This window comes from Mesorhizobium sp. IMUNJ 23232 (assembly GCF_044326205.1).
Lineage (GTDB): Bacteria > Pseudomonadota > Alphaproteobacteria > Rhizobiales > Rhizobiaceae > Kumtagia.
Window position 1 is genome coordinate 82475 of sequence record NZ_JBIRCY010000002.1, and the last position, 26554, is coordinate 109028.

General features: G+C 64.5%; 26 protein-coding genes. 8 read left to right on the top strand and 18 right to left on the bottom strand.

The genetic code is table 11. The features are described 5' to 3' along the window. Positions 1 to 129 precede the first annotated feature (129 nt). From ACH196_RS02285 to ACH196_RS02315, 7 genes are all read right to left on the bottom strand, one after another. Positions 130 to 837, bottom strand: a complete 708-nt coding sequence (locus ACH196_RS02285) for an ABC transporter ATP-binding protein (RefSeq protein ID WP_396644572.1) — start codon at positions 835 to 837, stop codon at positions 130 to 132. Next, complete coding sequence (locus ACH196_RS02290; protein ID WP_396644574.1) at positions 837 to 1556, bottom strand: ABC transporter ATP-binding protein; 720 nt, start codon at positions 1554 to 1556, stop codon at positions 837 to 839. The genes ACH196_RS02285 and ACH196_RS02290 overlap by 1 nt, the downstream gene beginning before the upstream one ends. Before the next feature lie 197 nt (positions 1557 to 1753). Then, positions 1754 to 3055, bottom strand: coding sequence for an ABC transporter substrate-binding protein (locus ACH196_RS02295; protein WP_396644576.1), 1302 nt, complete (start codon positions 3053 to 3055; stop codon positions 1754 to 1756). Between the two features lie 25 nt (positions 3056 to 3080). Beyond that, complete coding sequence (locus ACH196_RS02300) at positions 3081 to 4148, bottom strand: maleylacetate reductase (RefSeq protein WP_396644577.1); 1068 nt, start codon at positions 4146 to 4148, stop codon at positions 3081 to 3083. Further along, the gene (locus tag ACH196_RS02305; protein ID WP_396644579.1) at positions 4145 to 4825 is read right to left on the bottom strand and encodes an alpha/beta hydrolase; all 681 of its coding nucleotides are present in this window, start codon (positions 4823 to 4825) and stop codon (positions 4145 to 4147) included. The genes ACH196_RS02300 and ACH196_RS02305 overlap by 4 nt, the downstream gene beginning before the upstream one ends. A gap of 11 nt (positions 4826 to 4836) precedes the next feature. Continuing rightward, complete coding sequence (locus ACH196_RS02310) at positions 4837 to 5784, bottom strand: VOC family protein (protein WP_396644581.1); 948 nt, start codon at positions 5782 to 5784, stop codon at positions 4837 to 4839. 99 nt (positions 5785 to 5883) lie between these two features. Beyond that, positions 5884 to 6765 carry a dioxygenase gene (locus tag ACH196_RS02315; RefSeq protein WP_396644583.1) on the bottom strand — a complete coding sequence of 294 codons (882 nt, stop codon included), beginning with the start codon at positions 6763 to 6765 and terminating at the stop codon, positions 5884 to 5886. Positions 6766 to 6853: 88 nt separating this feature from the next. Between ACH196_RS02315 and ACH196_RS02320 the strand changes: the two genes are divergently transcribed. Together ACH196_RS02320 and ACH196_RS02325 are read left to right on the top strand one after the other, a co-directional pair. Further along, positions 6854 to 7804 carry a LysR family transcriptional regulator gene (locus ACH196_RS02320; RefSeq protein ID WP_396644585.1) on the top strand — a complete coding sequence of 317 codons (951 nt, stop codon included), beginning with the start codon at positions 6854 to 6856 and terminating at the stop codon, positions 7802 to 7804. Positions 7805 to 7917: 113 nt separating this feature from the next. Then, the gene (locus tag ACH196_RS02325) at positions 7918 to 8271 is read left to right on the top strand and encodes a SnoaL-like domain-containing protein (RefSeq protein WP_396644587.1); all 354 of its coding nucleotides are present in this window, start codon (positions 7918 to 7920) and stop codon (positions 8269 to 8271) included. Positions 8272 to 8283: 12 nt separating this feature from the next. Here ACH196_RS02325 and modC read toward each other — a convergent pair whose 3' ends face one another. From modC to modA, 3 genes are all read right to left on the bottom strand, one after another. Further along, on the bottom strand, positions 8284 to 9441 hold the full coding sequence (gene modC, locus ACH196_RS02330; RefSeq protein ID WP_396644589.1) for a molybdenum ABC transporter ATP-binding protein: 1158 nt from the start codon (positions 9439 to 9441) through the stop codon (positions 8284 to 8286). Between the two features lie 79 nt (positions 9442 to 9520). Continuing rightward, positions 9521 to 10225 carry a molybdate ABC transporter permease subunit gene (gene modB / locus ACH196_RS02335; protein ID WP_396644591.1) on the bottom strand — a complete coding sequence of 235 codons (705 nt, stop codon included), beginning with the start codon at positions 10223 to 10225 and terminating at the stop codon, positions 9521 to 9523. Between the two features lie 17 nt (positions 10226 to 10242). Beyond that, the gene (gene modA / locus ACH196_RS02340) at positions 10243 to 11046 is read right to left on the bottom strand and encodes a molybdate ABC transporter substrate-binding protein (protein WP_396644593.1); all 804 of its coding nucleotides are present in this window, start codon (positions 11044 to 11046) and stop codon (positions 10243 to 10245) included. 344 nt (positions 11047 to 11390) lie between these two features. Between modA and ugpB the strand changes: the two genes are divergently transcribed. The 4 genes from ugpB to ugpC all read left to right on the top strand — a co-directional run bounded on the left by ugpB (position 11391) and on the right by ugpC (position 15725). Further along, positions 11391 to 12683: a sn-glycerol-3-phosphate ABC transporter substrate-binding protein UgpB gene (gene ugpB, locus ACH196_RS02345; protein ID WP_396644595.1), complete on the top strand. Its 1293-nt coding sequence runs from the start codon at positions 11391 to 11393 to the stop codon at positions 12681 to 12683. Positions 12684 to 12894: 211 nt separating this feature from the next. After that, positions 12895 to 13779: a sn-glycerol-3-phosphate ABC transporter permease UgpA gene (gene ugpA / locus ACH196_RS02350; protein WP_396644597.1), complete on the top strand. Its 885-nt coding sequence runs from the start codon at positions 12895 to 12897 to the stop codon at positions 13777 to 13779. A gap of 64 nt (positions 13780 to 13843) precedes the next feature. Next, on the top strand, positions 13844 to 14692 hold the full coding sequence (gene ugpE / locus ACH196_RS02355) for a sn-glycerol-3-phosphate ABC transporter permease UgpE (RefSeq protein ID WP_396644761.1): 849 nt from the start codon (positions 13844 to 13846) through the stop codon (positions 14690 to 14692). Between the two features lie 4 nt (positions 14693 to 14696). Continuing rightward, positions 14697 to 15725 carry a sn-glycerol-3-phosphate ABC transporter ATP-binding protein UgpC gene (ugpC, locus tag ACH196_RS02360; RefSeq protein ID WP_396644599.1) on the top strand — a complete coding sequence of 343 codons (1029 nt, stop codon included), beginning with the start codon at positions 14697 to 14699 and terminating at the stop codon, positions 15723 to 15725. 24 nt (positions 15726 to 15749) lie between these two features. Here ugpC and glnT read toward each other — a convergent pair whose 3' ends face one another. The 5 genes from glnT to ACH196_RS02385 form a co-directional block, all read right to left on the bottom strand. After that, positions 15750 to 17057, bottom strand: coding sequence for a type III glutamate--ammonia ligase (gene glnT, locus ACH196_RS02365; protein ID WP_396644601.1), 1308 nt, complete (start codon positions 17055 to 17057; stop codon positions 15750 to 15752). Between the two features lie 272 nt (positions 17058 to 17329). After that, complete coding sequence (locus tag ACH196_RS02370) at positions 17330 to 18658, bottom strand: FMN-binding glutamate synthase family protein (protein ID WP_396644603.1); 1329 nt, start codon at positions 18656 to 18658, stop codon at positions 17330 to 17332. A 6-nt stretch (positions 18659 to 18664) separates the two neighbouring features. Next, positions 18665 to 19354: a protein GlxC gene (locus ACH196_RS02375; protein ID WP_396644605.1), complete on the bottom strand. Its 690-nt coding sequence runs from the start codon at positions 19352 to 19354 to the stop codon at positions 18665 to 18667. Beyond that, entirely contained in the window at positions 19355 to 20251 is an 897-nt protein-coding gene (locus tag ACH196_RS02380) for a glutamine amidotransferase family protein (RefSeq protein ID WP_396644607.1), read from the bottom strand. It abuts the gene before it with no gap. A gap of 150 nt (positions 20252 to 20401) precedes the next feature. Next, a complete protein-coding gene (locus ACH196_RS02385) occupies positions 20402 to 21145 on the bottom strand; it encodes a helix-turn-helix domain-containing protein (protein WP_396644609.1) in 744 nt (247 codons plus the stop codon). A 184-nt stretch (positions 21146 to 21329) separates the two neighbouring features. Between ACH196_RS02385 and ACH196_RS02390 the strand changes: the two genes are divergently transcribed. Further along, a complete protein-coding gene (locus tag ACH196_RS02390; RefSeq protein ID WP_396644763.1) occupies positions 21330 to 22331 on the top strand; it encodes an ornithine cyclodeaminase family protein in 1002 nt (333 codons plus the stop codon). After that, positions 22328 to 23842, top strand: coding sequence for a histidine ammonia-lyase (hutH, locus tag ACH196_RS02395; RefSeq protein WP_396644611.1), 1515 nt, complete (start codon positions 22328 to 22330; stop codon positions 23840 to 23842). The genes ACH196_RS02390 and hutH overlap by 4 nt, the downstream gene beginning before the upstream one ends. Here hutH and ACH196_RS02400 read toward each other — a convergent pair. Genes ACH196_RS02400 through ACH196_RS02410 form a run of 3 tightly spaced genes read right to left on the bottom strand, consistent with a single transcriptional unit; the run spans position 23806 to position 26551 of the window. After that, positions 23806 to 24756, bottom strand: coding sequence for an ABC transporter ATP-binding protein (locus ACH196_RS02400; RefSeq protein WP_396644612.1), 951 nt, complete (start codon positions 24754 to 24756; stop codon positions 23806 to 23808). The two genes, hutH and ACH196_RS02400, sit on opposite strands and share 37 nt — an antisense overlap. After that, entirely contained in the window at positions 24753 to 25721 is a 969-nt protein-coding gene (locus ACH196_RS02405; RefSeq protein WP_396644614.1) for an ABC transporter ATP-binding protein, read from the bottom strand. Before ACH196_RS02405 ends, ACH196_RS02400 begins: the two co-directional genes overlap by 4 nt. Next, entirely contained in the window at positions 25718 to 26551 is an 834-nt protein-coding gene (locus ACH196_RS02410; protein WP_396644616.1) for an ABC transporter permease, read from the bottom strand. Before ACH196_RS02410 ends, ACH196_RS02405 begins: the two co-directional genes overlap by 4 nt. Positions 26552 to 26554: the final 3 nt, after the last annotated feature.

Here is a 26554-nt window from a genome sequence, read left to right on the forward strand (position 1 = left end):
TTGGCCGTCGCCACGACCTTCGCCAATCATCAACGTTGCAGGAGATGCAGCGAGGCCGAAGCTGCCAATCTCCCCCCTTGAGGGGGAGATGTCCGGCAGGACAGAGGGGAGTGCGAAGTAACGCAAACATCACACCCTTGCCCCGAAATACGCCGCGTGAATATTTTCGCGCGTCAGGTCGCCAGGCGTGCCGGACAGGGTGATGCGGCCCTCCATCATGCAATAGACACGGTTCGCCACCTTCAGCGCCTGCGAAATATCCTGCTCGACGACGATGACAGACGCGCCCGCCGCGCGGATTGCCGGGAAGGCGGCGTAGATGTCGCGGATGACGACCGGCGCGAGGCCGAGGCTGATCTCGTCACACAGAAGCACCCGCGGGTTGGACATCAGCGCCCGACCGATCGCCACCATCTGCTGTTGGCCGCCCGAGAGCGCCGTGGCCGGGCTATTGCGCCGCTCCTTTAACATCGGGAACAGGGTGAAAACCGACCCCAGCGACCACGGCCCGTCGACCGCGCGGCCATAGCGACCAATGAGAAGATTCTCCTCGACCGATAGCGACGGGAACAGCTTTCGCCCCTCCGGCACCATGGCGATGCCCCGCGCCATGACGTCGGGCGCGGTCAGAGCGCCGATCGGCTCGCCGCCAAACAGGATCTGTTCAGGAGCGTTCTTCAGCACGCCGGAGATCGAGCGCATCAACGTCGTCTTGCCGGCGCCGTTAGCCCCGATGATGGCGACGGTCTCGCCGGCTTCCAACACAATGTCGACGCCGAACAGCGCCTGGAAATCGCCGTAGCGCGCCGTCAGCCCGCGGGTTTCGAGGAGCGCCATCAGACTTCGATCCCGAGATAGATTTCGCGCACCTCGCGGGAGGCCATGATCTCGTCGGGCCGGCCGATGCCGATCACTTTTCCGAAATTGAGCACCAGCAATCGGCCGACCACGGCGTTCAGCGCATGCAGCACGTGTTCGATCCAGACGATCGACGTGCCGCGTTGATGCACGGCGCGAATGGTCTCGACCAGGGCATGGCACTCGCCCTCGGTCAGCCCCCCCGCAATCTCGTCGAGCAGCAGCACCTTTGGATCGGTCGCCAGCGCACGCGCCAGCTCCAGCCGCTTGCGCTGTAAAAGGCCGAGGCTGCCCGCAGTCTGGTTGGCGCGGTCCAAAAGCCCGGTCTCGACGAGGATGCCGGCGCAGCGGTCGGTGACCTCCGCCTCGCGCTTCTGCGATCCGAAGGCGGCAGCAACCAGCAGGTTTTCGAACACCGTCAGTTTTTCGAAGGGCTGCGGGATCTGGAACGTGCGGCCGATGCCCGACAGGCAGCGCGCCATCGGCGGCGTGCGCGTGACATCCGTGCCCGCGAAATGGATGGCGCCGGCATCGGCGGCGATGTTGCCGGTGATGAGGTTGAACAGCGTCGATTTGCCGGCGCCGTTCGGGCCGATGATGCCCAGCGCCTCGCCCTGCGAAAGGTCGAACGAAACCGCATCGGCGACCTTCAGGGCGCCGAAGGATTTCGAGACGTTTTGGAGGGCGAGGATGGGCATGGAATCCTTTGGTGGCGCTGACGCTGACGACACCCTCCCCCTTGAAGGGAGGGTCGATCCGAGAATGCCGCGGAGCGGCTTCGAGGAGCGGGGTGGGGGTAAATTTCGTCGCACGCACCTCCACCCCGGCTCGCGATCTCCGCTTCGCTCCGACCGCTTGCCGACCCTCCCCCCAAGGGGGAGGGTAAGGGCAGCCCTTACGAAATCGCCTCCATCTTGCCGCCGGTCGGGATCTCCGGAGCCGTCTTGTTGTCCGTGATCACCAGATCATAGCCGCCGCCATCCTTCAGCCGCCACTGGCCACCGACCAGCGGCGTCTTGCAGATGTTCTTGGCGGCGAAGGGCGGCACGTTGGCGCCGTTCCACTCGATGTGGCCGACGATGGTGTCGAGGTTTGTCGCGGCGATCGCGGCTGTCACGGCCTCGGCGTTGGTCGGGTCGTCGACACGCCTGATGACGTCGACCGCGACCTCGAACAGCGCATGGATGAAGCCGATCGGCTGCGTCCACGGCCGCTTCGTGGCCTCGGTGAAGCCGACCGCGAGTTCGGCGCAGGAGACGCCGGTCAGCGACGACTTGAACGGATGCGTCGGTGACCACCAAACCTCGGAAGACAGGTTGTTGCCCTGGTTGCCGAGCGCTTCGACCGCCTGCGGGAACAGGATCGCCTTGCCGATCGAGGCCACCTTGGGCGTGAAACCCTGCTGCTTGGCCTGGTTCCAGAAGGTGGTGAAGTCCGGCGGGATCATCACGCCGGTGATGATCTCGACGCCGCCCGACTTGAAGGCGTTGATCTGAGCGGAAAAGTCGTCGGTCAGATTCTGGTAACGGCCGGGATCGTTGAGGGTAAAACCCTTCTCCGCCAGCACCGGCGGGAAGCCGACCGTCTTGTCGCCCCAAGCGTTGCCGTCGCCGTCATTGGGGAAGAGACCGCCGACCTTCTTGTTGGTCTCCACCTGCGCCCACATGTTGGTGAAAACGGCGATGACGTCCTCCAGCCCCCAGAAAAAGTGGTAGGCGAAGTCGAACGGCTTCCAGGTCGAGGGATCGCCAGGGTTGCCCTGCTGGCCGATGAACCAGGGCTGCCACGGTGCCTTGGTGGAGATGCAGGGCATGCCCTCCGCCTCGCAGGTGGTGGCGACGGGATTGGTCGTCTCCGGCGTCGAGGCCACGCACATCAAATTGACCTCGTCGTTGACGATCAGTTCCTTGGCGACCTCCGCCGCGCGGTTCGGGTTGGACTGGCTGTCCTTGACCACGACCTCGATGTCGAGGCCGAGCGACTTGGTGACGGCCTTAAGCCCTTCGATGGTGAAGGCGTCGGCCTCGGCGAAGGCGGCGAGCGGCCCGGTCTGCGGGCTGACATAGCCGATCTTCACCGCCTTGTTCTGGGCGATGGCCGGCATCGGCAGGCCCGACGCGCCGGCAACGAAGCCGGTCGCCGCGGCGCTCTTCAGCAATGTGCGTCTGGTCAGTCTTTGCGTAACAAGCTTTGTCATGGTCTTCCTCCCAAGCTGCTTTCGTTCATTGCGGCGGTCGCCGGCCCTCCCAGGCGTCGTAGAGAAGCGCGCGGATGCTTTCGCGATCGAAGGGCCGCGGATTCCAGTATGGATTTTTGGTCGCGATATCAGCCGCGCGATCGAGATCGCTTTCGCTCAACCCAAAATCCCTGAGTTTTGTCGGCGCGCCGAGCGAGGCGGCGAAATCGAACAGGGCGACGCCCGGCGTGCCGCCAAGCACGTCGGAGACCGGCGTGAGCAGGTCCGGCGCCTCGACGGAATTGAAACCAATCGTGTGCGGCAAAAGAATCGCATGCGTCTCGGCATGCGGCGTGTTGAAGGAGCCGCCAAGCGTGTGGCAGAGCTTGTGGTGCAAGGCCATCGACGCGCCGCCAAGTGCAGCCCCGCAAAGCCATGCCCCGTAGAGCGCCCCTGCCCTCGCCTCGCGGTCGTCGGCATCCTTCGCCAGAACCGGCAGCGCGCTTGAAAGCGCCCCGAGCGCATCGGTCGCCATCAGCGTGATGATCGGGTTGCGGTCACGGGCATAAAGCGCCTCCGCCGCATGGGCCATGGCGTTCAGGCCCGACGTGATCGTCAGGCCCAGCGGCAATGTGAGTGTCAGGTCGACATCGTAGATCACCGTTTCCGGCAGGATCGACGGATCGCGCCGCGTCGTCTTCTCGCCGCCGGCGGTCTCGCCCAGAATGTCGGTCATCTCCGAGCCGGCATAAGTGGTCGGGATGACGATCTGGTCGGCGCCGGTGCGCGTGGCGATGGCCTTGCCGAGCCCGATGGTCGAGCCGCCGCCCAGCGCCACGACACAATCCGCGCCGCTTGCCTTGAAGGCAGCGAGCGCCCGCTCCGTGACCTCGACGGGCGTATGCATGGTGGCATCGGCGAAGACCCCGGCGGACACCGCGCCAAGCCGCTCGGAAAGCGCCTCCGCGTCGGCTTTCTGGTTGGGCGTGGACAGCACCAACGCTTTGCGGCGCCCCAGCCTTTCGATCTCGGCGCCGGTCTCGGCAATCGTGCCATGGCCGAAGATCACGCGCGAGCGCAGGCCGGGAAAGACGAACGGATTTATCGCGGTCATGCCGCCGCTCCCCTTCTCGCGCCGGCTGGCGTGCGGTGGGCGGCGACCTGACCCAGCATGGCATCCAGTGCGGCGATTTCGGCGTCGAGAACCTCATGCGCCCTTCCCGGGAACACGTCCGCACGCAGCGAGGCACCCGCCTGAGCTAGGTCGTGGGCCGCCTCGAAGAATGGACCAAGCGGAATCCATGGATCGGCATCGCCACAGGAGAGATAAGCGGGCAATCCGTTGAGAAAGGCCGCCGCCCGCGCCCGCGATGCGCCACCGACACGGCACCCGGTGAACGCGACCAGCCCGCGCAGCCGGCCGGGCCGCCGCAGCGCGTATTCCAACGCCAGGCAGGCGCCCTGCGAAAACCCGGCGAGCACGATGCGGTCGCCCGGCGCGCCTTCGGACACCGCCATGTCGATCGCCGCGTCAACAGCGTCGAGCGACGCCGCCAGTTGCGCCGTCGTGTGTTCAGACAGCGGATCGACGGCCCGCGCATCGTACCAGACGCCGCCCGGCGCGCGCGGCAGCACGACATGCGCGGTCGCATTGCGGAGACGGGCGATCACATGCTCGCCCATCTCCTCCGGCGACTGGCCGCGGCCATGCACGAAGACGCAAAGCGCGTCGGCATGGGCGGGCATCGCCCCCAGCCTCAGCACGGCACCCTCTGCCTCGTCGGCAGCCATTTGCAAACCGCCTACCACTCGAACTTTTCGAGGCCGGCGACCATCTCCGCCTTGCGGTCCTCGAACCAGGGTGGGAAGACCAGCGTCTGGCCGGTCTTGCCTTCCGGCTCGTCGACCGCCCAGCCGCGCTCCACCGACCAGGCGATCTCGAACAGCGCGCCACCCGGCGAGCGGACGTAGCAGGACTTGAAATAGTTGCGGTCCTTCTGGTCGGACACGTCGGTGAAGCCGAGGCCTTCCAGATGGGCCTTCAGTTTTAGCTGGTTCTCCTCGTTGATGGTGTTGAGCGCCAAGTGATGGATGGTGCCGCCGGCCAGCGTCCAGGTTCCTTGCGGCTTGTTCGGCTCGTGCAAAACCTCGACCGAGCCCATCGGGCCGGAAGCCGGCAGCTTGAATTTCAGCGCCGACGCCTCTTCACCAAGTTTCTCCAGCCCCAGACCGATGGTGAGGAAATCGTCCATCGACGTCTTGTCGAACACCGCGATGCCGACGCCGTAGATGCCCTTGATGCCATGCGCCGCGCTGATGCCGTCCGCCGTGATCGATTCCCGCTTGTCGTTCTCGGCGGCCACCAATTCGATCGGGATGCCACAGGGATGTTCGAAGGCGACACGCTTGATGCCGAACCGCTCGATCTGTTTTGCGTTGCGGCCTGCCTTGTTCAGCCGGTCTTCCCAAAAATCCAGGCTTTTGGGCGGAACCGCGAGCTGGATAACTTTGGTCTGGTTGGTGCCGCGCTTGCCGAAAATGCCGGGCTTGCGGAACGGAAAGGTGGTGACGATGGTCGAAGCGTCACCAGCGGCGTTGCCGTAGTAGAGGTGATAGACCGGCGTCGTGCCGTCGAACAGCACGGTCTTCTTCACCGACTTCATGCCGAGCGTTTTTGTGAAGAAGTCGAAATCCTCCTGAGCGCCGTCGACGCTCATGGTGAGATGGTGGTAGCCGTCGATAAGAGCCATTTTCTCCTCCTGAAAATTAGACCGTGCGGGACTGTAGCACCGTTTCCGGCGGACAAGTCCCCTTGACTGGACAGTTGATCGTCGACGTATTCGAAACCCTCATGCCGCCCGCCTCCCCGGCTTCGCCCGCACCATCACGAAGGTGAAGTCGAGCGCCCAGACGGTCGTCCCGCCCTCGCAGCTCTCGTGTCTGATGTCGCCGATGAGCTCCTCGCGCACGCCGAACAGCGGGTCCTCGTGGAGCATCGCCTCGGCGCGCTCGAACACATGCGTCGTGACCGTCTCGAAGCCGGCGGCGCTGATCATGAAATGCAAATGCGCCGGCCGCCGCAACGGACCGCCGACAGCGCGCAGCAACTGGCCCGCCGGCCCGTCGTCCGGAACCGTGTAGCCCGCCGGCTTCACCGTGACATAGTTGAAACAGCCCTCGCCGCCTGTGGTGAACACCCCTCGTAGGTTGAACTCCGGCTGCAAATCCGGCTGCTGGTTCTCGTAAAAACCCTTGTCGTTGGCCTGCCAGGTCTCGACCGTAGCGCCAGCGACCGGCCGTCCGTCGAGGTCCAGCACTTTTCCGCGTACTTTGAGCCGCTCTCCGGCGCCATCCAGCGAAATGCCGGCGCCGTTCGGCAGTCTCGGTGCATCGGTGCGATAGAACGGCCCGCGCGCCGTGTTCGGCGTCGCGCCTTGCGGGCGGCGGGAATTGAGTTCCTCCACCAGCGCAGTCACGCCGAGCAGATCGGAGAGCAGCACCCATTCCTGGCGCTTGTCGTCGCTGGCATGGCCGACCTCGGTGAGGAAGGCGACGATCTTCTTCCATTCGGCCGGCGTCGGCCTGACCTCGCGGACAAGCTGGTGGAGATGCGCCACAGTCGACACCAGCGCCTTCGACAGGCGGCTGGCCTGCGCCTTGTCCAGCCGGCCGGCAAAAATATCGACAGAGGTGTCCTCGCCGAAAGCCGGCGCGGTGCTCAGCGATGGCATGTTTCCTCCCACGCCTTGTCGAAAACAAGCTAGCACCGGCGTTGCGATTATTTGATGATTTTATGCAGAGGTAATATACCACATCGTTATGAAACTCGATGAACGCCATCTGGTGCAACTCGCGGCAGTCGTGCAGACCGGCAGCGTCACTGAAGCGGCGGCGATACTCGGCCTGACCCAGCCGGCGGTATCACGAACTCTCGCCATGCTGGAAAAGCGCCTCGGCGAGCCGCTGTTCCACAAGGGCCGCCGGCCGCTGGAGCCGACCTCGCTCGGCCGCGCCTTGGCGGATCACGGCCAGGTGATGCTCTCGGCCTCGCGAAAAGCCTCGGAACTGGTGGCGGATTTTCGCCAGGGACAGGCCGGCGTCGTGCGGCTGGGCGGCGTACCGTTCTTCATGGACGCGCTGATCGCCGGCATGATCGCCGAATTCCAGCAGACGCACGCCGACGTGCGCATCGACCAGAGTTACGGCTACCTGCCGGACCTCAGCGCCGCGTTGCTGTCGGACAGGATCGACATCGGTGTCTGCCCGATCGACATTCTGGACGAGGGATCCGGCCTGACGTTCCAGGAGATATTGCCCGCCCGCAACGTGATTGCCTGCGGCGCGACGCACCCGCTGCTGATGAAACGTCGCATCGTCGCCGCCGATCTGGTCGCCTATCCGTGGATCGCGCCACCGCCCGGCAGCCCGCTGCTGTCGGACCTGCACCGCATCCTGCTCTGGCTGGGCGTCACCGAAATCCGCATCCGCTATTCCGGCGGGTCGCCGCTCAGCGTCGTCAACTACATGAAGGCCACCGACGCGCTCACCGTTCTGCCGCACAGCGTGGTCTTCGCGCTGCGCAAGGACCGGGCGATCACCGCGCTGCCCTTCGACTTCCCGCAGCCCGAGCGTGCGCTCGGTCTCTTGCGCCTGTCGGACACGCCGCGGGCCCCCGCCGTCGAGGCATTCGCCGCCCATGTCGGCAAAAGTTTCGAGAACTTGAAGCACCTGATCAAGCGGCACGAGCAGGCGGTGGTCTGGGGGGCGTGAGCCTCCTGCCAGATTTGACAGGTGGCGGATGGCCGTCACGTTATCGTCGAGGTCTCGGTGATATACTTGGACATGGGTAGGCATAGCCACTTCAATCCATAGGAAAAACGCTCATGACCACCGCCGAACTCGCCAGGGATTTCACCGACCTTCTCAAGCGGAACGACCACGAGGGGGCCGCCGAAAAATACAATGCCGACACCATCGTAAGCTACGAGGCCATGGAGGGGCCGATGCCGGTCTGCAACGGCAAGGAAGCCGTCAGGCAGAAGAGTGACTGGTGGCGCGACAACCACGAGGTCCACGGCGGCACGGTCGAAGGCCCTTATGTCAACGGCGATCAGTTCGCCGTCCGTTTCCAGATGGACATTACGCCCAAGGCGACAGGCGAGCGTGTGACGATGGACGAAGTCGGGCTCTATACCGTCAAGGACGGCAAGATCGTCGAAGAGCGCTTCTACTACTAGCGCCGACCTCCCTCATCGTGAGGTGCGAGCCTCCTGCTGGGGTGGAACTTGCAGCGTAAACGGATCGCGGGCGAGGCCCGAAGGACCGCCCACGCTGCCCCGGTCGAACGTCACCGCCTTGACCACCGCGAACACCTCCCGCCCCACCGTGAGGCTGAGCGCGTCGATCGAGCGGCGGGTGACGCGAGCGGCCAGCCGGTCGCCGCCGCAATCGAGCGAGACCAGCGCGTCCGGCCCCTCACCCGCAGCGATCGCCGTGATTTTGCCAGGCAACACGTTGAGCGCGCTGATGCCCACCGGTCGCTCCACCGCCAGCATGACGTCCCTTGCCCGCACCCGGGCGCGGATTGTCGCACCCGCGGGCGCGTCGATCCTGGGCAACCGCCATTCGCCGCCCGCCGAATGCAGCACTGTCAGCCCAAAAACCTCGTCCTGCCCCGCCATGGCCAGGTCGACCATGGCGCCGGCCTCCGCCCGCTCCTCCTCGGGCAGCAGGTCGAAACGCGAAAGGATGTCGTCCGCCGGGCCGCTGGCTGTCACCTTGCCGGCCGAAAGCACGACCACGTCGGAGGCGAGCCGCGCCACCTCGGCCACGGAATGGCTGACATAAACGATCGGAATTTTCGTCTCGTCGCGCAGCCGCTCGATGTAAGGCAAGATCTCGGCCTTGCGGGCGTCGTCGAGCGAGGCGAGCGGCTCGTCCATCAGGATCAGTTTTGGGCTGGCGATCAGCGCCCGGCCGATGGCGACGCGTTGCTTTTCGCCGCCCGAGAGCGAGACGGGTTTTCGCGAAAGCAGATGGCCTATGCCGAGCAGGTCGACCACGCCCGTAAAATCGGCGTAGCGTTCCGTCGCCGGCGTAAAGAACCGGCCGTAGCCGAGATTCTGCGCCACGCTCATGTGCGGAAACAGCCGGGCATCCTGGAACACATAGCCGATGCGGCGGCGGTACTTCGGCACGAACAGACGCGCCTCGGTATCGACCAGCAGCCGTCCGCCCGCCTCGATACGGCCGCTCTTGGGGCGAACCAGCCCGCCGATCATGTTGATCAGCGAGGTCTTTCCCGATCCCGACGGACCGAACAGCGCCGTCAGCCGGCCGCTGCTTTCGAACGTCGCGTCAAGCAGGAAGTCCCCTTGTCTGTGGCGGATGCGAACCGACAGCGTCATCGGTCGCGCTCCGCCGGAAACTCCGTCCGCCGAAACATAGCGGAATCGGGCGGAGAGCGTTGCTCCATGACCACCGCCATCATCCCTCGATATCCAGCCCGCGGCTGACGCGCCGCGCCAGCACTTCCGAGGCGACCAGCGCCACCATGGCAATCGCTATCGACACCAATGTCAGCCGAAGCGCGCCGAGATCACCGCCCGGCACCTGCGTAAAAGTGTAGATGGCCGACGGCAGGGTCTGCGTCTCGCCCGGAATGTTGGAGACGAAGGTGATGGTCGCGCCGAACTCACCCATCGCCTTGGCGAATGAAAGAATCATGCCGGCGATGATGCCGGGAAAGATCAGCGGCAGGGTGATCGTCGCGAACACCCACAAGGGATTGGCGCCGAGCGTGCCGGCCGCCGCCTCCAGTTTTTTGTCGACTGCCTCGATGGAGAGCCTGATCGCCCGCACCATCAAGGGAAAGGCCATGACACCGCAGGCAAGCGCAGCACCGGTCCAGCGGAAGGAAAAGACGATGCCGAAATGCTCGGCGAGGAAAGCGCCCACCGGACCACGCCGGCCGAAGGTGAGGAGGAGAAGATAACCGGTGACCACCGGCGGCAGAATCAGCGGCAGGTGAACGATACCGTTGAGGATCGACTTGCCCCAGAACTCGCGCCGCGCCAGCGCGTAGGCGATGGCGATGCCGAACGGCAGCGCGACCACCGTCGCCCAGGTCGAAACCTTGATGGAGAGCCGGACCGCATTCCACTCATCCGGGCTGAGATGCAGCCACTCCATTCAATATCCCGTCGAAATCAGTTCGAGGCCGGCGGCACCAATACGGCAAAACCCTGTTCCTCGAAAAGCGCCTTGGCCTTGGCCGATTGCAGGCACTTCAGGAAGGCCGGCGTCTCGGCATCCTTGGATTCGGCGGTCTGCGCCACCGGATAGATGATCGGCGGATGCGAATCCTCCGGGAAGGTGCCGACGATCTTGACTTTTTTGTCGGCGGCCGCGTCGGTCTGGTAGACGATGCCGACCGGCGCCTCGCCGGTGGAGACCAGCGCCAATGCGGCGCGCGCATTCTCCGCCTGCGCCACCTTGCCCTCGACCGAGGCCCAGACGCCCAGCTTCTCCAGCGCGGCCTTGCCGTATTTGCCGGCCGGCACCGAATCGACATTGGCCATGGCGAGTTTTCCGTCGCCGACCAGTTTCGCCAAGTCGAAGTTCGGCGCGATCTCGGTGCTGGCGGTCGAATCGGCCGGCGCGACGAGCACGATGCGGTTGCCAAGCAACTGGACTTCGGTGTCCGTCCTAGTCAGCTTCTTCTCGGACAGGTATTTCATCCAGGCGAGGTCGGCCGAGATGAACACGTCGGCCGGCGCGCCCTCCTCGATCTGCTTGGCAAGCGCCGAACTGGCGGCATAGGAGATGGTCGCCTTCTCGCCGACATCGGCCTCGCAGGCGGTATTCACATTGTCGAGCGCGTTCTTGAGGCTGGCCGCCGCGAACACCGTCAGGCTTTCCGCCGCGAAGGCGGCGGGCGCCGCCGCCAGCATGAGCGCCGCAACCCCGGCGGCCGTCAGAAGCCGCATCTCTCCAGCCTTGAGTCCGGCCATGACAACCTCTCCTGTTCCCGGCGTACTGACGACATGCGGTTGTCGGACACGACAACCGATATATACAATCAAACATAACTCATGCCGTGAGCGCAACCCAAGAGAATATGAGACGCGACGATTTGATCGCCGCCGACCTGGCCCGCGCGTCCGGCAAGCGCGTCAAGAAAATATAACGCTATCCGCAGAGACCGGCAGGGAATGCAGCCCTGTATCGGGCCAACTCGCCGGTATAGTTAGTCGGCAAACTCTCGCGAGAAAAAATCGTTGTCCGGCTGTCACAATCAGTCGATACTCCCGTTCGCGAACCTCAACCCTTCGCCAACGAAGAACGGGAGCGAACGATGAAACTTTATGGCATGGCGGCCGCATTGGCTGCGACCCTTCTCTCCACTACCGCCTCCTGGGCCGTCACCGAAATCTCCTGGTGGCATGCCATGACTGGCGCCAACAACGAGGTCGTGGAAACGCTTTCCAAGGAATTCAACGAGAGCCAAAGCGACTACAAGATCACGCCGGTTTTCAAGGGCACCTATCCCGAGACGCTGAACGCCGGCATCGCCGCCTTCCGCGCCAAGCAGCCGCCGGCGATCATGCAGGTGTTCGACGCCGGCACCGGCACGATGATGGCCGCCGAAGGCGCCATCAAGCCAGTCGCCGAGATCCTGTCGATGGGCGGCACGCCGTTCGACAAGAGCCAGTACCTGCCGGGCATCGTCTCCTATTATTCGAAGCCCGACGGCACCATGCTGTCCTTCCCCTACAACTCGTCCTCGCCGATCCTCTATTACAACAAGGACATCTTCCAGAAGGCCGGCCTTGACGTCGACAACCCGCCGAAGACCTGGAATGAGGTCTGGGACGCCGCCAAGAAGATCAAGGCGAGCGGCGCCGCGCCCTGCGGCTTCACCTCGACCTGGCTGACCTGGATCCACACGGAAAACTTTGCCGCTTGGAACAATTACCAGTGGGGCACGCAGGAAAACGGCATTGCAGGCCCGAATGTCGAATTGAAGATCAATGCCGAGCCCTTCGTGAAACACTTCCAGGCGCTGGCCGATCTCGCCAAGGACGGGACCTTCAAATATGGCGGCCGCACCTCCGAGGCCAAGCAGATCTTCCTGGCCGGCGAATGCGGCATCTTCACCGAATCGTCGGGCGGTCTTGGCGACGTCGTGAAGTCCGGCATGAATTTCGGCACCGGCATGCTGCCCTACGACACCGAATCGCAGAACACCATTCCGGGCGGCGCTTCGCTCTGGGTGTTCGCCGGCAAGTCGGACGAGGAATACAAGGGCGTCGCGGCCTTCTTCAACTTCCTGTCCAAGACCGAGATTCAGGCCCGCCTGCACCAAGTGTCGGGCTATCTCCCGGTAACGATGGCGGCCTACGAAAAGTCCAAGGCCGACGGTTTCTACGAAAAGAACCCGGCGCGCGAAATCCCGATCAAGCAGATGATGGGCAAGGCGCCGACCGAGAATTCCAAGGGCGTCCGCCTGCCGAACCTGCCGCAGGTGCGCGACATCATGAACGAGGAGTATGAGAAGATGCTGGCCGGCGAGCAGACCGCCCAGCAGGCGCTCGACAACGCCGTGTCGCGCGGCAACGCGGCGATCAAGGAAGCGCTGGGGAATTGATGAGCGCGCTTTTACCCTCCCCCTTGCGGGGAGGGTCGGCGAGATCGTTCCGCGTGAGCGGATCGATTGAGACGGGGTGGGGGTTGATCATGTTTTCAGCCCTCACTCCAGTTTTCCCTGTCACATTTCGCCCTGTGATCGATCGTTACCCCAACCCCGATCCGCTATGCGGATCGACCCTACCCGCAAGGGGGAGGGTGGGAGCTGTGCCATGACCCCGCGCATCACGTTCCCCAACAAACTCCTGCCCTATCTCCTGCTGGCCCCGCAGCTCGCCATCACGCTGGTGTTCTTCTACTGGCCGGCCGGCCAGGCGCTGCAGCAGTCGATGCTTCGGGAAGACCCGTTCGGGCTCAAATCGAAATTCGTCTGGTTCGCCAATTTCGAAAAGGTCCTCGCCGATCCCAATTACCTGAACTCGCTGAAGGTGACCGTCATCTTCTCGGTGTCGACGGCCTTCGTCGCCATGTCGGTGGCGCTGCTGCTGGCGGTCATGGTCGACAAGGTGATCAAGGGCCGGGGTTTCTACCGCACGCTGATGATCTGGCCCTATGCGGTCGCACCGGCGATTGCCGGCATGCTCTGGCTGTTCCTGTTCAACCCATCGATCGGCACTCTGGCGGTCGGCCTGCGCTCAATCGGCATTCCGTGGGACCCGCTGCTCAACGGCAACCAGGCGATGATCCTGATCGTCACGGCGGCCTCCTGGAAGCAGATCAGCTATAACTTCCTGTTCTTCGTCGCCGGCCTGCAGGCCATTCCGAAATCGCTGATCGAGGCGGCGGCAATCGACGGGGCGGGCGAGAACAAGCGGTTCTGGACGATCGTCTTCCCGCTGCTCGCGCCGACGACCTTCTTCCTGCTGGTGATCAACACCACCTACGCCTTCTTCGACACCTTCGGCATCATCCATGCCGTCACCGGCGGCGGCCCCGGCAAGGCCACAGAGACGCTGGTCTACAAGGTCTACAGCGACGGCGCGCTGAACCTGCTGCTCGGCGATTCGGCGGCGCAGAGCGTGATCCTGATGGTCATCGTGATTGCGCTGACGGCCATCCAGTTCCGCTATGTGGAGAAGAAGGTGCACTATGACTGACGCCGCCGCCAAGCCGGAGGCGCAGGGAACCGCCGTCGCGCTGGGCCGGCGGGAAGAAGGCGAGATGCTGGGGCTCAGCCGCTCGTCGCGCTACCTCGCGCATGCGCTGCTCATTCTCGGCATCGTGATCGTCGCCTTTCCGATCTACTACACCTTCGTCGCCTCGACCCACACACTGCAGACCATCCTGCGCCCACCTTTGCCACTACTGCCCGGCGGCGAGTTCTTCGACAACTACTACGAGGCGCTGTTCGGCGGCATCGGCCGCATCGGCGGCGTCAACGTCTGGACGCTCCTGTTCAACACCACGGTGATGGCGCTGGCGATCGCTATCGGCAAGATCGTGATCTCGATCCTGTCCGCCTATGCGATCGTCTTCTTCCGCTTCCCGCTCAGGATGACCTTCTTCTGGCTGATCTTCATCACGCTGATGCTGCCGGTCGAGGTGCGCATCATGCCGACCTACAAAGTGATGGTCGACCTCGGACTGATCGACACCTATACCGGCCTGACCCTGCCGCTGATGGCGTCGGCCACCGCGACGCTGCTGTTCCGCCAGTTCTTCCTCACCATTCCCGGCGAATTGGTGGAAGCCGCGCGCATCGACGGCGCCGGGCCGTGGAAGTTCTTCAAGGATATTTTGCTGCCGCTGTCGCGCACCAACATCGCGGCGCTGTTCGTCATCCTCTTCATCTACGGCTGGACGCAATATCTCTGGCCGCTGCTGATGACCAACCGCAACGACATGAACACCATCGTCATCGCCCTGAGAAAGATGGTGTCCTTCGCCGACGCCGACACGCAGTGGCACCTGGTGATGGTCACGTCGATGCTGGCAATCGTACCCCCGATCCTGGTGGTGGTGCTGATGCAGCGCTGGTTCGTGCGCGGCCTGATCGAGACGGAGAAGTGAATCTGTGGCAACCGTCGATCTGAAGGACGTCCGAAAGACCTACTCCGGCAAGGTCGAGGCGGTGAAGGGCGTCTCCATCGCCATACCCGACAAGGCGCTGTGCGTACTGGTCGGTCCGTCCGGCTGCGGAAAGTCGACCCTTCTGAGGATGATCGCGGGGCTGGAATCGATCACCTCGGGCGCAGTCGCCATCGACGGCAAAATCGTCAATACCATCGGACCAGCCGAGCGGGACATCGCCATGGTGTTCCAGAACTACGCGCTCTACCCGCATATGAAAGTCTACGACAACATGGCCTACGGCCTGCGCAACCGCGGCACGGCCAAGGACGATATCGACAAGCGGGTCCGCGCCGCCGCGAAAACGCTGGAACTGTCGCATCTGCTCGAACGCCGCCCACGCGAGCTTTCGGGAGGCCAGCGCCAGCGCGTCGCCATGGGCCGCGCCATCGTGCGCAATCCAAAAGTTTTCCTGTTCGACGAGCCGCTGTCGAATCTCGACGCAAAACTGCGTGGCCAGATGCGGGTCGAGATCAAGAATCTGCAGCGCGCGCTGGGCGTCACCTCGGTCTACGTCACCCACGACCAGTTGGAGGCGATGACGCTGGCCGATGTACTGGTGGTGATGAACGCCGGCGTGGTCGAGCAGACCGGCGCACCGCTCGACGTCTACGAAAAGCCCGCCTCGACCTTCGTCGCGAGCTTCATCGGCGCGCCACCGATGAACCTGCTGCCGGTCGCCGCCCTGCCCGACTCATCCGGCGTCACCGTTCCCGCCGGCGCGGCAACGCTCGGCTTCCGGCCGGAAGATGCGCTCGTTCAGTCCGGCGCGGCTGGCGCGCTGGCGCTTGAGGTCATGGTCGAAGGCGTCGAGCCGGTCGGCGCCGAAAGTTTCATCCATTGCCTGCTGGCTGACAACCGGCTGATCCTGCGCGCGCCGGGGCGCACCGCGATTGCACCGGGCGACCGCATGTCGGTCGGTGTCGAAGCAGCAAAACTCCACTGGTTCAACGCAGCAGGCAGGCGGCTGTAAGCCACTCTCGCCGAAGCAGCGCCTTCAAACATCCAGCGTGTTGTCGCGCTCCCACTGGGTAAAATGCTGGGCGTAGGAATTCCACTCCTGATGCTTCAGCTTCAGATACGCGGCCGAAAATTCCTCGCCGAGCGCGGCCTTCAGCCCCTTGTCCTTGTCGAACTCGCGCAGGGCGTCGAGCAGGTTGAGCGGCAGTTTCGGCGCGCCCTTCACCGTATGCCCGAACTGGTACATGTCGATGTCGTAGCGTTTTCCCGGATCGGCTTTTGTGCGCATCCCGTCCAACCCCGCCGCGATGATGACGGCCTGCAGCAGGTACGGATTGGCGGCGCCGTCGGGCAGGCGCAGCTCGAAACGCCCCGGCCCCGGCACGCGCACCATGTGGGTGCGGTTGTTGCCGGTCCACGTTACTGTGTTGGGCGCCCAGGTAGCGCCCGAAATGGTGCGCGGCGCATTGATTCTCTTATAGGAATTCACCGTCGGATTGGTGATCGCGGCCAGCGCCGAGGCGTGTTTCATGATGCCGCCGAGGAAATTGCGGCCGCGCGCCGACAGGCCGAGTTCCATCGCATCGTCGGCGAACACATTGGTCTTGCCGGCCTCGTCCCACACCGAGATGTGGGCGTGGCAGCCATTGCCGGTCAGGCCCGGAAAGGGTTTCGGCATGAAGGTGGCGCGCAGCCCGTGCTTTTCGGCGACCGACTTCACCATGAACTTGAAGAAGGAATGCTTGTCGGCGGTGGCGAGCACGTCGTCGAACGCCCAGTTCATTTCGAACTGGCCGTTAGCGTCCTCGTGGTCGTTCTGGTACGGCCCCCAGCCCAGCGCCAGCATATGGTCGCAGATCTCGGCAATCACGTCGTATCGGCGCATCACCGCCTGCTGGTCGTAGCAAGGTTTCGACGCCGTGTCGGCGGCATCGGATATCGCTGAGCCATCGGGAGAGATCAGGAAAAACTCGGCCTCGACGCCGGTCTTCACATACATGCCTTCCTCGGCCGCCTCGGCCATCAGCCGCTTCAGCGTGGCCCGCGGCGTCTGGTCGACGGTTTTTCCTTCCATCACGCAGTCTGCGGCGACCCAGGCGACTTCCGGCTTCCACGGCAACTGGATGACGGCGTTGGCGTCGGGCACGGCCAGCATGTCCGGATGAGCCGGCGTCAGGTCGAGCCAGGTGGCGAAGCCGGCAAAACCTGCGCCGTCCTTCTGCATGTCTGATATCGCCTGCGCCGGCACCAGTTTTGCACGCTGGCCGCCGAACAGGTCGGTGTAGGAGATCATAAAATATTTGACGCCGTTCTTCTTGGCGAATTGCGCGAGATCAACTGTCATTTTGTCCCCTCTTCACGCCCTCCTCGGGGTCGTTTTTTTGGCTACGGTTGCGAATGCAAGATCATGAAAAGCCGTGTCCGTCACGCCCCCCTCTGTCCTGCCGGACATCTCCCCCACAAGGAGGGAGATTGGCTGGCCGCTTTGCTGGCGCTCCTTCTGCAACTCTGGCGATTGGCGAAATCAGAAATGAAGGGCAATCTCCCCCCTTGTGGGGGAGATGTCCGGCAGGACAGAGGGGGGCAACGTGGAGCGCCAAGGTCGCAAATCTTATCTTAGTATCCACCCCGACCCGGCACCCACTCCGTCCCTGCCAGCGGCACCTGCGCCATCGCCGCCGCCTCGACGGTCAGCGCGCAAAGGTCCTCTGGCTCCAGATTGTGGACATGGTTCTTGCCACAGGCGCGCGCAATGGTCTGCGCCTCCAGCGTCATCACCTTCAGATAGTTGGCCAGCCGCCGTCCCGCCCCGATCGGGTCGAGGCGCAGCATCAGTTCCGGATCCTGCGTGGTGATGCCGGCCGGGTCCTTGCCCTCATGCCAGTCGTCATAGGCGCCGGCGGTGGTGCCGAGTTCGTTGTATTCCGCCTCCCAGCGCGGATCGTTGTCGCCGAGCGCCACGAGCGCGGCCGTGCCGATCGACACGGCGTCGGCACCGAGCGCCAATGCCTTCGCCACATCCGCGCCGTTGCGGATGCCGCCCGAGACGATGAGTTGCACCTTGCGGTGCATGCCCAGATCCTGAAGCGCCTTCACCGCCGGGCGTATACAGGCCAGCGTCGGCATGCCGACATGCTCGATGAACACTTCCTGCGTCGCCGCCGTGCCGCCCTGCATGCCGTCGAGCACCACCACGTCGGCGCCTGACTTCACCGCCAGCGCGGTGTCGTAATAGGGACGCGCGCCGCCGATCTTCACATAGATCGGCTTTTCCCAGTCGGTGATCTCGCGGATTTCAAGAATCTTGATTTCCAGGTCGTCCGGGCCGGTCCAGTCGGGATGCCGGCACGCCGAGCGCTGATCGATGCCCTTCGGCAACGTGCGCATCTCGGCGACGCGGTCGGAAATCTTCTGGCCGAGCAGCATGCCGCCGCCGCCTGGCTTCGCCCCCTGCCCCACCACGATCTCGATGGCGTCGGCGCGTCTGAGGTCGCGCGGGTTCATGCCGTAGCGCGACGGCAGGTACTGGTAGACCAGCGTTTTCGAATGGCCCCGCTCTTCCTCGGTCATACCGCCGTCGCCGGTGGTCGTCGATGTGCCGGCCGCCGTCGCGCCACGGCCGAGTGCCTCCTTAGCCGGACCGGAGAGCGACCCGAAACTCATGCCGGCAATGGTGATCGGTATCTTCAGTTCGATCGGCTTTTTGGCATGGCGGCTGCCCAGCACCACGTCGGTGCCGCAACGCTCACGATAGCCCTCAAGCGGATACCGCGAGATCGAGGCACCGAGGAACAAAAGGTCGTCGAAATGCGGCAGCTTGCGTTTCGCGCCGGCGCCGCGGATATCATAGATACCGGTCGCCGCCGCGCGGCGGATTTCCGACAGCGTGTAGTCGTCGAAAGTCGCGGATTTGCGCGGCGTCGTCGGCGGGTTGCGATAGGTCATGCGGCCTCAATACGCGTCGGCATTGTCGATGTTGAAATTGTAGAGCGTGCGGGCGGAACCGTAGCGCGTGAATTCCTCCGGTTCGACACCAGTCACGCCGGCCTTTTCCAGCAACGCGCGCAAGCGTTGCAGATGCTTCGGCTTCATCTTCTTCTTCACGCAGTCGGCGCCCAGGCTCTTCACCTTGCCCCGCACGAACAGTTTTGCCTCGTAGATGGAATCGCCCAGCGCGTCGCCCGCGTCGCCGACCACCACCAGCGTGCCCGATTGTGCCATGAAAGCCGACATGTGGCCGATCGACCCGTGCACGACGATGTCGATGCCCTTCATCGAGATGCCGCAGCGCGACGAGGCGTTGCCCTCTATGACCAGCAGCCCGCCTTTGCCCGTCGCGCCGGCATACTGGCTGGCGTCGCCTTTGACGACAATGCTGCCCGACATCATGTTCTCGCCGACGCCGGGGCCAGCCGAACCATGCACGGTGATCTCGCCGCCGTCGTTCATGCCGCCGCAGTAATAGCCGACGCTGCCGCGCACATCGACGCTGATGGGCTTGTCGACGCCCGCCGCAACGGCATGGCTACCGCGCGGATTGAGCACCTCCCACTCCGTGTCGTTGGAGCCCTCGGGAATGTCGTGGAGCGCCTGGTTCAGTTCGCGCAGCGAGGTCTTGGCGAGATCGACGACGACCGGCATTCAGTGCTCCCAGAAATAGACTTTCGCCGGCTCCGGCTCCCAGACTTTTGCCTCGGCGATGCCGGGAAGACTGGCAAGCGCCCGGTATTCCGAGCCGAAGGCGACATATTGCTCGGTCTCGGCCATCACGGCCGGCTTGCAGGCGATGGGGTCGCGCACCACGCCAAAACCGTTGCGGGTGCCGACGACGAAGGTAAAGAATCCGTCGAGATCGGCCAGCGTGCCGTCGAGCGCTTCGCCGAGATCGCTGCCGTCCTTGAGCCGCGACGAGATATAGGCGGCAGCCACTTCCGTATCGTTCTCGGTCTCGAAACGCATGCCCTTGCGCTTCAACTCGCGCCGCACATTGTTGTGGTTGGAGAGCGAGCCATTGTGCACGAGGCACTGGTCCGGTCCGGTCGAGAACGGATGCGCACCCAGCGTCGTCACCGCCGATTCCGTCGCCATGCGGGTATGGCCGATGCCGTGCGTGCCGCCCATGCCGGTTATCCCGAAGCGGTCGACCACCTGCCGGGGCAGGCCGACTTCCTTGTAGATCTCGACGGCATCGCCCGCGCCCATGATGCGGATATCGGGACGCAATTCGGAAAGCATGTCCCGCGCCGCCTCCATCTTTGCCGCGGGCACCTCGATCACGGCATGGGTGGATTTGACCTGTATCGACACTTTCGCGCCCAAAGCCTTGCCGAGTTCCAGGTCAAGCCCCTCGAAATCCCGCTTCGGCGAGGCCGACTGCACAGTGATCTTCGCCTTGCCCTTCGCAGGCGGCCCGTAGATGGCGATACCGGCGCTGTCCGGCCCGCGGTCGCTCAGCGACACCAGCATGTCGGAGAGCATAGCGCCGAGTTTCGGCTCCAGCGATTTATCCTTCAGGAACAGTCCGACGATACCACACATGGCGCAGCCTCTCCGCAGTTTGCGTTCCCTTCAACGCTTAGCAGAGGCCGCAATGACCTTCAACCACCATGAATTTTATATTCATGTGAGAGAAATCATCCAAGAGGACTGTGGCGTCCTTGATAGTCCGTCACATCGCGCCAGCCATGCTCATTCGCCACGGTTTTCCGGATAGGAGATGATGGAGAGATAGCGCATCGGCAGCTTCGTCAGTTCCTCCGGCCCGTGCGGAGCGTCCGCATCGAAGAACAGGCTGTCACCCGGCGTCATGCGGTAGAGGTTGCTGCCGTGGCGATAAACGACCTCCCCCTCCAGCATATAGAGGAACTCCATTCCGTCATGCTGGAAGGTCGGGAAGACGTCGGAGTTTTCCGTAAGCGTGATGAGATAGGGCTCGACCGTAACACCGCTGGCGGTCGCGCCGACATAGCCGAGCAGCCGGTATTGATGTCCGGCCCGCGTCCCTCGGCGCTCAACGTCGACACCCTCGCCCGCCTTCACGAACACCGCCTTGCGGTCTTCCTCGAAGCGCCGCAGGAAAGCCGTGAGCGGCACGCCGAGCGCCCGCGACAGCGCCTGCAGCGTCGTCAGCGACGGCGAGGTGTTGCCGTTCTCGATCTTCGACAGCATGCCGAGCGAAATGCTGGCAGCGGCAGCCAGATCAGCAACGGTGACGCCGAGTTTCTTGCGCAGCGCCCGCACCTCGCGGCCGATGGCGACCTCGAGAACGTTTTCCTTCTGGTCGCGGACCGCGTGCGGATTCTGCTTGAGCGTGACATGCGCGGCCTGGCTTGCCCTTGCGTCCATGGAGGCAGGCGCGGCGGCTTCGCCAGATTGAACCGTGGCGCGCTTTCCGCCTTTTGTCCCATCCTCGGCGGATTTCGTTCCGGCCATGATGATGCCCTCGGTTTCTTCGTCCTGGCTTTTTCACCCGGAGTGAACAAACGATGCAAGTGGAAGCGACAGCAGCATTTGATTCCGTCAGTTCCGCATCGCCCCCAAAGGACGGCTTTGAATGCGACGATTGCGTCCGGCCGCCATTGCCAATATCACCGGCCGGAACCAGGAAGCGGCGCGCATGACGGCAATCTACATCGACTATCTCAACGCCCTCGACATCGAGGCGCTGGCGATGACCGACGCCGAAATCCTCGACGCGGTCGAGGCCGGACTGATCGCCCAGGGCAACGGCCAGACGGTGATCGAGCCGCGCGTGCATCTCGAGCCAAATCCGGATTTCCACGGCCATTTCAATGTTTTGCGCGGCTATGTTGCGCCGCTGGATGCGGCGGGTGTCAAAATCGTCGGCGACTATGTCGACAATTATCTGCATGGCCTGCCCTCGGAATTCGGCATCCTGAACCTGTTCGATCCGCGCACCGGCATGCCGCGCGCCATCCTCGACGCGACGGTGATTACCGACATGCGCACAGGCGCGGTCACGGCGCTCGGCGCAAAGCATCTGGCGCGAAAAGGTTCGAAAATCCTCGGCCATATCGGCGCGCGCGGCACGGCTTACTGGAACGTGCGGCTGCTCGATTCCCTGTTCGATTTCGACGAAATCCGGGTGCATTCGCGCCGCCCGGAGAGTCGCGACGGTTTTGCCGCCAAACTTTCAGCCGACCTCGGCAAGCCGGTGGTCGCCACGCAGGATTGGCGCAGTTGCGTCGAAGGCGCGGATATCGTGGTCGAGGCCTCGCGGCTCAGCAAGCCCGAGCCGATGCTGAAGACGGAATGGATCAAGCCAGGCGCCTTCGTGGTCCCCTACGGCACGATGAGCGCGGTGGAACTGTCACTGACCGACATCATGGACAAGATGGTCGTCGACGATTGGGGCCAGTGCAAAGGCGGAAAATTCGGCTCGCTGCGCGCCCATGTCGAGACCGGCCGGCTGAGCGAACGGACGCTGCATGCCGAACTTGGCCAGATTGCCGTCGGCAGAAAGCCGGGCCGCGAAAGCGATGGCGAGACCATCCTGTTCTGGCATCGCGGCCTGTCGCTGTCCGACATCGCGCTGGGCAAGGCGATGCTTGCCAAGGCGGCGGCCAAAGGCATCGGTCAGAGGCTGCGCTTCGCGTGAAGACGGTCGAGATCGGCGGCGGGTCCGCCACGGTCGAGGACGTCGTGGCCGTCGCTCGTGACGGCGCAGTTGTCGGCACCACGCCCGCTGTCGCAGAGCGGATTCGCAAGGCGCGCGAGGTGCTGAATCGGGTCGCGGCCGGCGGCCAGCGCATCTACGGCCTGAACACCGGGCTCGGCGCCAATCTCGGCACGTCGGTCGAGGGCGATGCCAGCGAATTCCAGCGGCAGCTTCTGCATGGACGCTCGGGGGCGGTCGGCGAGCCGCTGCCAGTCGAGACCGTCCGCGCGACGATGTTTGCGCGCGCGTCGATGCTGTCGCGTGGCGGCTCGGGCATCTCGCCGGAAGTGTTCGAGGCGCTGGTTGCAGCGCTGAACGCCGGGATACATCCGCTGATGCCGTCGATCGGCTCCATCGGCGCGGGCGATCTGGTGTTGATGACGGCGCTGGCGCGCTGCCTGATCGGCGAAGGCGAAGCCGACTATCGCGGCGAGCGCCTTCCGGCTGGCGAGGCGCTGGCCGATGCCGGCCTGTCGCCCGTCAACCTCGCTCCGAAAGACGGGCTGTCGCTTATCAATGCCTCGGCGATTTCGGCCGGCGCGGGAGCACTGGCTGTCGCCGATGCGCTTTCGGCCTTCGGCCAGCAGCAGCAGGCCGCGGCGCTGACCATGGATGCGATGGGCGCCAACCTGACGATACTCGATCCGCGTCTTCAAGCGGCTCGGCCGGCTCCCGGCCAGGCGGAATCCGCGGCGCAGTTACGCACCCTGCTGGCCCGCGACGCCGAACCGGCACCCGGCACGCTCCAAGATCCGCTGTCGATCCGCTGCGTACCTTCAATCCACGGTGCGCTGCTCGACGCCATCGGCCAAGCACGGCGCGCGATAGAGATCGAACTCAACACCGCCGCCGACAACCCGCTGGTGCTGGCCGACGACGCGCTGGTACTCTCCACCGGCAATTTCCATACACCGGCGCTGGCGCTCGCCTTCGAGACGCTTGGCCTCGCCGTCGCGCAGGCCGCCGCCGCGAGCGCGGCGCGTTTCATCCAGTTGACCGGCTCCGGCCGCAACGGCCTGCCGAAATATCTGTCGCCGATTGGCGGCGCGTCGGCAGGCTTCGTGCCGTTGCAGAAGACGGTGACGGCTATCCTCGCCGCCATCCGTCACAAGGCGAACCCGGTAATGCTCGACTTCCTGCCGGTGTCCGAGGGCGTCGAGGACCATGCGACGCAGACGCCGCTGACGATCGCCAAATGCGCCGAGATGATCGCGCTGTGGCGGCGGCTCATTGCCTTCGAGCTGATGGCTGCGGCGCAGGCGGTGGACTTGCGCGACGGCGAACTAAACGACACCGTTCAGAAACACCGGCCTTTCGTACAGAGCCCTAGGATCAGGACGATCCACGCGGCGGTTCGCGCGCATGTAGCGACGTTGCGGGAAGACCGGCCGCTCGGTACCGACGCCGAAACGCTCTACGCGGCGCTTTCCAGTGGAAAATGGCAGGCGTAGCGCTGGCCTTCTGGCCCGGTGAGCAGCGGTTCGTCGACGCGGCAGCGGTCTTGGGCGCGCGGGCAGCGTGTGTGAAAACGGCAACCCGATGGCGGCTTCGACGGGCTCGGAATCTCGCCGCTCAGCACCAGTTTTGTGCGCTTGTGCTCGGGGTCGATGACCGGATTGGCCGACAGCAGCGCATGCGTATAAGGATGGCGCGGCGACCGGAACACGGTGCGCGTCGCCCCCTCCTCCATGATCTTGCCGAGATACATGATGGCGACGCGATCGGTGATGCGGCCGATGACATTGAGATTATGGCTGACGATCAGGATGCCCAGCGAATGCCGCTTCTGCAGATCGGCGAGCAGGTTGAGCAGTTCGCCCTGCACCGAGACATCCAGTCCGGCCGTCGGTTCGTCGGCGATCAGGAAGGACGGATCGGTGACCAGCGCCCGCGCAATCGCCACGCGCCGCGCCTGGCCGCCGCTGATCTGGTGTGGATATTTCTCAAGCTGCGCCTCGGAGAGGCCGAGCCGCGCAAGCAGATCGAGCACCTGCGGCCAGCGCTCGCGGCGGTCGAGACCATGAATCTTGATCGGTTCGGCCAGCAGCGATGCGATCTTCATGCGCGGCGACAGCGACGACAGCGGGTCCTGAAAAATCATCTGCACGCGGCGGCGCAGCCACAGCCGGTCGGCCCGCGTCAGGCTGGTCAGGTCGCGGCCCTCGAGCTTCACCTTGCCGGAGGTCGGCCGGTTCAGCCTGACCAGCGCCTTGGCAAGCGTCGTCTTGCCGCTGCCGCTTTCGCCGACCAGCCCGACCGTTTCGCCGACCTTCAGCGCCAGACTGATGCCGGCCACCGCCTGGACGCCACCGGAGAAGGTGACGCGCAGGTCCTCGACTTCGATGGTTTGCACGCTGTCGGTCATACCAGCCAGCACGCCGATTTATGGCCTGCCTGCACCTCGCGCAGCGGCGGCTCCTCCACGCATTTCTCGAAGCGCGACGGGCAACGCGCGGCGAAGATGCAACCCTTTGGCACGTCGATCAGATCGGGCAGGCCGCCCTTGATCGTCACCAGCGCCTCGCCCGGTTCATCGTCCGGATCGATCTCGCAGGCGAGCAGCGCCAGCGTGTAGGGATGGCGCGGGTTGCCGAACAGGTCTTTCGTCGGCGCGCTCTCCACTACCTTGCCGGCATACATGACAGCGACCTCGTCGCAGAGTTCGGAGATCAGGCCAAGGCTGTGCGAGACCAGCACGATCGAGCCGCTGAAGTCGGCGCGCAGGTCACCGAGCAGCCGCACGATCTGCGCCTCGATGGTCACGTCGAGCGCCGTCGTCGGCTCGTCGGCGATGAGAATGTCGGGCTCGCAGAGCAGCGCCATGGCGATCATGACGCGCTGGCGCATGCCGCCGCTGAGCTGGTGCGGATAGGCGGCGAGCCGCGCCTGCGGGTTGGAGATGCCGACGCGAACAAGCATGTCTGAGGCACGTTTCAGGAGCTCCCGGCGGCCAAGCCCCGGATGGCGGTTGCGCTGGGCGTCCACCAATTGGGTACCGATCGAGAACACCGGGTTCAGCGCCGTCATCGGATCCTGAAAGATCATGGCGATGCGCCCGCCGCGCAGCTTCCGCAGTTCCTCCGGCGGTACGTCGAGCAGGTTTTCGCCGTCGAGTTCGATGCGGCCGGAGACCTCGCCCGTATTGTCGGGCAGCAGCCCGAGCAGCGCCAGCGCCAGCGTCGACTTGCCGCTGCCACTCTCGCCGACGAGACCGACGACGCGGTTGCGGCCGATCGACAGGCTGACATCGCGCAGCACATGCAGCGCGCCCTTGGCGGTGGAAAAATCCACCGACAGATTTTGGATCTCGACCAGGCTGTCACCCTTCATGGCTCGCGCCTCAGCTTCGGGTCGAGCGCATCGCGCAGGCTTTCGCCGAACAGCGTGAAGCCGAGCGTCGCCAGCGTCAGCATGCCGCCGGCGACCAGCACCGGCCAGACCGACTGTTCGAGATAGGTGAAGCCGTCGAACAGCATCGATCCCCAGCTCGCCAGCGGCGGGCGGATGCCGACGCCGAGAAAACTCAGTCCGGCTTCCAGCGTGATGACCACCGGGATGTTCATGGAGGCCAGCACGACGATCGGTCCGACGATGTTGGGAAGAACATGGAAGAGCATGATGCGCGGGGCGGATGCGCCCAGCGCCCGCTCCGCCTCGATGAACGGCCGCTGCCTGATCGCCAGCGTCTGCGCCCGCGCGACCCGCCCGAACTGCGGGATAAAGACGATGGTGACCAGGATGATGATGTTGAGCAGCCCGGGCCCCAGCACGGCAACCAGCGCCAGCGCCAGGATGAGGCTGGGAAACGAGCTGATAATGTCGAATGTGGCAAGGATAACGCGCTCGATCGCCGGCGGCGTGCTGGCCGCTGTAACGCCAAGCAGGATGCCGGCCACCAGCGCCGTCGCGGTGACCGACAGCGCCACGCCGATGGCAATGCGCGTGCCGAAAAGCCCGCGCGAAAACAGGTCTCGCCCAAGCTGGTCGGTGCCCAGCCAGTGTGCGACCGAGGGCGGCGTCAGCCGTGCGGCGACGTCGAGCTGGTTCGGCGGATGCGTGGCGAGCAGCGGCGCGGCGAGCCCGCCAAAGACCACCAGCAGCGTGGCGATCAGGCCCAGCCTGCCGCCCGGGCTCGCCCATATGCGGCGAAGCACCTCCACGGG

Excerpts from the sequence above, each read along its gene's own strand:
- ACH196_RS02285 (WP_396644572.1), bottom strand. The coding sequence starts at position 837 with ATGGCGCTCCTCGAAACCCGCGGGCTGACGGCGCGCTACGGCGATTTC.
- ACH196_RS02290 (WP_396644574.1), bottom strand. The coding sequence starts at position 1,556 with ATGCCCATCCTCGCCCTCCAAAACGTCTCGAAATCCTTCGGCGCCCTG.
- ACH196_RS02295 (WP_396644576.1), bottom strand. The coding sequence starts at position 3,055 with ATGACAAAGCTTGTTACGCAAAGACTGACCAGACGCACATTGCTGAAG.
- ACH196_RS02300 (WP_396644577.1), bottom strand. The coding sequence starts at position 4,148 with ATGACCGCGATAAATCCGTTCGTCTTTCCCGGCCTGCGCTCGCGCGTG.
- ACH196_RS02305 (WP_396644579.1), bottom strand. The coding sequence starts at position 4,825 with ATGGCTGCCGACGAGGCAGAGGGTGCCGTGCTGAGGCTGGGGGCGATG.
- ACH196_RS02310 (WP_396644581.1), bottom strand. The coding sequence starts at position 5,784 with ATGGCTCTTATCGACGGCTACCACCATCTCACCATGAGCGTCGACGGC.
- ACH196_RS02315 (WP_396644583.1), bottom strand. The coding sequence starts at position 6,765 with ATGCCATCGCTGAGCACCGCGCCGGCTTTCGGCGAGGACACCTCTGTC.
- ACH196_RS02320 (WP_396644585.1), top strand. The coding sequence starts at position 6,854 with ATGAAACTCGATGAACGCCATCTGGTGCAACTCGCGGCAGTCGTGCAG.
- ACH196_RS02325 (WP_396644587.1), top strand. The coding sequence starts at position 7,918 with ATGACCACCGCCGAACTCGCCAGGGATTTCACCGACCTTCTCAAGCGG.
- modC (WP_396644589.1), bottom strand. The coding sequence starts at position 9,441 with ATGACGCTGTCGGTTCGCATCCGCCACAGACAAGGGGACTTCCTGCTT.
- modB (WP_396644591.1), bottom strand. The coding sequence starts at position 10,225 with ATGGAGTGGCTGCATCTCAGCCCGGATGAGTGGAATGCGGTCCGGCTC.
- modA (WP_396644593.1), bottom strand. The coding sequence starts at position 11,046 with ATGGCCGGACTCAAGGCTGGAGAGATGCGGCTTCTGACGGCCGCCGGG.
- ugpB (WP_396644595.1), top strand. The coding sequence starts at position 11,391 with ATGAAACTTTATGGCATGGCGGCCGCATTGGCTGCGACCCTTCTCTCC.
- ugpA (WP_396644597.1), top strand. The coding sequence starts at position 12,895 with ATGACCCCGCGCATCACGTTCCCCAACAAACTCCTGCCCTATCTCCTG.
- ugpE (WP_396644761.1), top strand. The coding sequence starts at position 13,844 with ATGCTGGGGCTCAGCCGCTCGTCGCGCTACCTCGCGCATGCGCTGCTC.
- glnT (WP_396644601.1), bottom strand. The coding sequence starts at position 17,057 with ATGACAGTTGATCTCGCGCAATTCGCCAAGAAGAACGGCGTCAAATAT.
- ACH196_RS02370 (WP_396644603.1), bottom strand. The coding sequence starts at position 18,658 with ATGACCTATCGCAACCCGCCGACGACGCCGCGCAAATCCGCGACTTTC.
- ACH196_RS02375 (WP_396644605.1), bottom strand. The coding sequence starts at position 19,354 with ATGCCGGTCGTCGTCGATCTCGCCAAGACCTCGCTGCGCGAACTGAAC.
- ACH196_RS02380 (WP_396644607.1), bottom strand. The coding sequence starts at position 20,251 with ATGTGTGGTATCGTCGGACTGTTCCTGAAGGATAAATCGCTGGAGCCG.
- ACH196_RS02385 (WP_396644609.1), bottom strand. The coding sequence starts at position 21,145 with ATGGCCGGAACGAAATCCGCCGAGGATGGGACAAAAGGCGGAAAGCGC.
- ACH196_RS02390 (WP_396644763.1), top strand. The coding sequence starts at position 21,330 with ATGACGGCAATCTACATCGACTATCTCAACGCCCTCGACATCGAGGCG.
- ACH196_RS02400 (WP_396644612.1), bottom strand. The coding sequence starts at position 24,756 with ATGACCGACAGCGTGCAAACCATCGAAGTCGAGGACCTGCGCGTCACC.
- ACH196_RS02405 (WP_396644614.1), bottom strand. The coding sequence starts at position 25,721 with ATGAAGGGTGACAGCCTGGTCGAGATCCAAAATCTGTCGGTGGATTTT.